Source organism: Ruegeria sp. BHSA123, from assembly GCF_059613425.1.
In genome coordinates this window covers 1-3871 of sequence record NZ_JBXWSL010000135.1, presented here as the reverse complement: position 1 = coordinate 3871, position 3871 = coordinate 1, and the positions used below count along the sequence as shown (strand labels likewise).

At 60.2% G+C, this 3871-nt stretch carries 4 protein-coding genes and 1 pseudogene; 1 reads left to right on the top strand and 4 read right to left on the bottom strand.

Annotated features, from left to right (window positions below):
- The 4 genes and pseudogenes from AC2FNC_RS20405 to coxB form a co-directional block, all read right to left on the bottom strand.
- Positions 1-146 (bottom strand): annotated as a pseudogene (locus tag AC2FNC_RS20405) (cytochrome c oxidase assembly protein); the annotation flags it as partial.
- Positions 146-307 (bottom strand): cytochrome c oxidase system small membrane protein, encoded by a 162-nt coding sequence (locus AC2FNC_RS20400; protein WP_267363054.1) that lies wholly within the window; start codon positions 305-307, stop codon positions 146-148. The gene AC2FNC_RS20400 and the pseudogene AC2FNC_RS20405, both read right to left, overlap by 1 nt.
- A complete protein-coding gene (cyoE, locus tag AC2FNC_RS20395) occupies positions 304-1254 on the bottom strand; it encodes a heme o synthase (RefSeq protein ID WP_480518862.1) in 951 nt (316 codons plus the stop codon). The genes AC2FNC_RS20400 and cyoE overlap by 4 nt, the downstream gene beginning before the upstream one ends.
- 88 nt (positions 1255-1342) lie before the next feature.
- Positions 1343-2254 carry a cytochrome c oxidase subunit II gene (gene coxB, locus AC2FNC_RS20390; protein WP_480473697.1) on the bottom strand — a complete coding sequence of 304 codons (912 nt, stop codon included), beginning with the start codon at positions 2252-2254 and terminating at the stop codon, positions 1343-1345.
- Between the two features lie 176 nt (positions 2255-2430).
- On the opposite strand from coxB, the gene tldD reads away from it, so the two are divergent.
- The gene (tldD, locus tag AC2FNC_RS20385) at positions 2431-3852 is read left to right on the top strand and encodes a metalloprotease TldD (RefSeq protein ID WP_496716509.1); all 1422 of its coding nucleotides are present in this window, start codon (positions 2431-2433) and stop codon (positions 3850-3852) included.
- Positions 3853-3871: the final 19 nt, after the last annotated feature.

Sequence of the window (3871 nt, the reverse complement as noted above, 5' to 3'; positions counted from 1 at the left end):
GTTTCGGCAACACCAGTGGTGCCGCCAAATCCGGTCACCCGGCAGAACCAGTTGTAAAACGGCACCGATGCCCAGGCGAGACTGCCCATCAGGACAACCACGCCGACGGTCTGGACAACCGTTTTCTGAGGACCGGACAACGCCATCAGTTCTGAACCTCTTGCGTCGCCCTGTTGAAATCAGTGCCCGAGACCTTGACGATGGTCAGGCCAAAGATAATCACGATAAAGGCAGCCAGCGTCAGGCCCACACCCAGATTGCGGCTGAACCGGCGCTGATGCAGCTCGTGGTCTTTGCGAAGGCTCATGACCATCCCCCCAGACCATAGGGTTTTAGCAAGGCTTCGGCCAGAACGGCACCGAAATGCAGGAACAGATACAGCAGCGACAGCTTGAAGAAACCGCGTTCAACCTTGAAGTTATCGGCCTCGGAATCGTCCTCGGTCCGGCGCGAGATTTTCCACGCGCCCCGCAGGAACAGGATGTTCAGAACCAATGCAACGGTCAGATAGATCGGGCCGCCAATGCCCGAAAATGCAGTTCCGACGGCCAGCAGGGCCAGCAGTGCTGTATAGACTAGGATATGGACACGTGTCGCCCGGCGACCGTGGGTGACGGTCAGCATCGGCACGCCCGCGTCGTCATAGTCCGAGCGCATGAACAGGGCCAGCGCCCAGAAATGCGGCGGCGTCCACATGAAGGTCAGGGCAAACATCAGCCAAGGCTCGACCGACATCGATCCCGTGGCGGCCACCCAGCCAATCACCGGAGGGAACGCGCCAGCTGCGCCACCGATCACGATGTTCTGCGGCGTCGAACGCTTCAGCCACATCGTGTAGACGACAACATAGAAGAAGATGGTGAAGGCCAGAAACGCGCCTGCGAACCAGTTGGTCGCAAGGCCCAGCATGATCACCGACAGACCCGACAGAGCCAGACCAACGGCCAGCGCCTCGCCTTCCTCGACCTTGCCAGAAGGGATCGGGCGGGACTTGGTGCGCTTCATGACACGGTCGATATCCGCGTCCCACCACATGTTCAGCGCGCCTGATGCTCCGCCGCCGATAGCGATGAACAGGATGGCGCAAAAACCGACGAAGGGATGGACAGGAACAGGCGCCGCCAACAAACCGACCAATGCCGTGAACACGACCAGCGACATCACGCGCGGCTTCAGCAGGGCGAAGTAATCGCCAAAGCCGGCCTCGTCCGCCCGGGCGGTCACTGTGCTGGCATTGATGCTTGCGTCGGTCATTTCCGGTCCTTTTGGGGCGAAAACTGCGCGGATCGCCCGCGCAGTCTGAGTTTTGTGTCAGACGGGGTTCAACCCGCCCCTATCGCGCTCAGTTCGAGGCGACCTGATAGCTTTGCGGCAGGCCCGCGTATTCTTCGATCGCGCCCTGCAGCCATTCGTCATAGACTTCCTGGCTTACGACCTTGACGGTAATCGGCATATAGGCGTGGTCCTTGCCACACAGTTCCGAACACTGACCAAAATAGATGCCTTCCTTGTCGGCCTGAAACCACAGCTCGGCCAGACGTCCGGGCACACCGTCCTGCTTTACGCCAAAGGCCGGGATGGTCCACGAGTGGATCACGTCGGATGCAGTCACCTGCATCACGATGACCTTGCCGACCGGAACGACTACTGCGGTGTCCGTGGCCAGCAGCCATTCATCATCGCTGTAGCCTGCATCGATCAGCTTGGCGCGCATTGCGTCATCCAGAACAAACGGCGTTACATCCGCATCTGCGGGGCGTGCGCCCTCGTCCAGGGTCGCCGGATGGCCCAGCAGATAGCTGTCGAATGCGAAATCGTGATCAACATATTCGTAGGTCCAGTACCACTGGTTGCCGACGACTTTGATGGTGATGTCACCTTCCGGGATTTCCTGCTGTTTGAAAAGAACTGGCAACGAGAACGCGCCAATAAACACCAGAATCAAGATCGGACCCAAGGTCCAGGCGATTTCAACAGGGGTATAGTGCGAGAAACGTGCCGGGGTCGGATTTGCGCGCTGATTGTAGCGCACGATGCAATAGACCAGCAAAGCTGCAACCAGCAGACAGACCGCGGTGATGATCACAAGAATCATGCTGTCCAGCTTCTGGATTCCTGTGGCAAGGCTGGTGGCCGCGGGCTGAAAGCCCATGCCGCCGTCTACCGGCTTGCCGATAATCTCAAGCTCCTGAGCCATGGCGGGTAGGCTGGAGAGGGCTGTCATAAACCCTGAAAGCATCAAAGCATTCTTCATGTTCTGTCCTGATCGTTTGATCTTTGCGTCCCTGACGGAAAGGTGTGAATCGGTCGCACCTCTCCCGTTGTCTTTGGCCGCGTTAAAAACCATATTCCAGCGGGTAGATAAAGCAAAATGCTTGCGTCAAACAGACGCTATTTTTGATCTGGATCAAACCCGAAAGGTCGCTACCCATGCCTGAAGCCCCGTTTCGCCCCTTTGAGAGCGCCCTGCCGCAAGATGAAGCACTGGCCATATTGCGTTCGGCAACGGACGGGGCCGAGGATGGAGAGCTGTTTGTCGAGCGTCGGAAATCCGAATCTCTGGTGTTTGACGACGGGCGTCTGCGCACCGCGTCTTATGACGCATCCGAGGGGTTTGGCCTGCGCGCCGTTCAGGGCGAAGTGGCCGGGTACGCGCATTCGACTGATGTATCGATTGCCGCGCTGAAACGTGCTGCCGAGACCGCGCGACTGGCGGTTGGCGATGGAGGCGGAACGCTCGCCGAAGCCCCCCGGCCCACGAATACGCGCCTGTACACGGACGAAGACCCAATCGAATCTGCCGCCTTCCCGGTGAAAATCGAAACCCTGCGGGAGATTGACGCCTTTGCCCGCGACCTGGATCCGCGGGTGGTTCAGGTTAGCGCAATGATCGCAGCCGCCGTGCAGGAGGTGGAAATTCTGCGACCCGATGGTGTGATGGTGCGTGACGTGCGCCCCATGACGCGCGTGAATGTCTCGGTCATTGTTGAACAGGACGGGCGGCGCGAAAGCGGATCGGCCGGTGGCGGCGGGCGGGTTGGCCTGAGCGGGCTGATCGACCCGGCCGACTGGCAGGCCAAGGCGCGCGAAGCCCTGCGCATCGCGTTGGTCAATCTGGACGCGGTTCCCGCGCCTGCCGGCGTGATGGAGGTTGCACTTGGCCCCGGCTGGCCCGGTATTTTGCTGCACGAAGCCATCGGTCACGGGCTAGAGGGCGATTTCAACCGCAAGGGAAGCTCGGCCTTTGCCGGGCTGATGGGGCAACAGATTGCATCCAAGGGCGTGACCGTGGTGGATGACGGCACGATTGCCGACCGTCGCGGCTCGATCACTGTGGATGATGAGGGCACGCCCAGCTCACGCACCGTGCTGATCGAGGACGGCATCCTGACCGGCTACATGCAGGATCGGCAAAACGCCCGGCTGATGGGCGTTGCGCCCACGGGCAACGGGCGGCGGCAAAGCTATGCGCACAAGCCAATGCCCCGCATGACCAATACGATCATGTTGGGGGGCGACGCTGATCCGGCAGCTTTGGTGGCAGATATTAAAGACGGCATCTGGGCGGTTGGATTCGGAGGCGGCCAGGTCGACATCACCAACGGCAAGTTCGTTTTCTCGTGTACCGAGGCGTATCAGGTCGAAAACGGCAAGATCGGAGCGCCTGTCAAAGGGGCCACGCTGATCGGCGACGGGCCTTCGGCGTTGAAACGTATCCGCGGCCTTGGCAATGATATGGCTTTGGATCCGGGTATGGGCACCTGCGGCAAGGACGGTCAATGGGTGCCCGTGGGTGTGGGTCAACCGACAGTGCTGATGGACGGGCTGACTGTCGGCGGGTCGGCAGCCTGAGTCGGAAGACAAGCGCAAC

Coding starts and splice junctions, on each gene's coding strand:
- AC2FNC_RS20400 (WP_267363054.1), bottom strand. CDS start 307: ATGAGCCTTCGCAAAGACCACGAGCTGCATCAGCGCCGGTTCAGCCGC.
- cyoE (WP_480518862.1), bottom strand. CDS start 1,254: ATGACCGACGCAAGCATCAATGCCAGCACAGTGACCGCCCGGGCGGAC.
- coxB (WP_480473697.1), bottom strand. CDS start 2,254: ATGAAGAATGCTTTGATGCTTTCAGGGTTTATGACAGCCCTCTCCAGC.
- tldD (WP_496716509.1), top strand. CDS start 2,431: ATGCCTGAAGCCCCGTTTCGCCCCTTTGAGAGCGCCCTGCCGCAAGAT.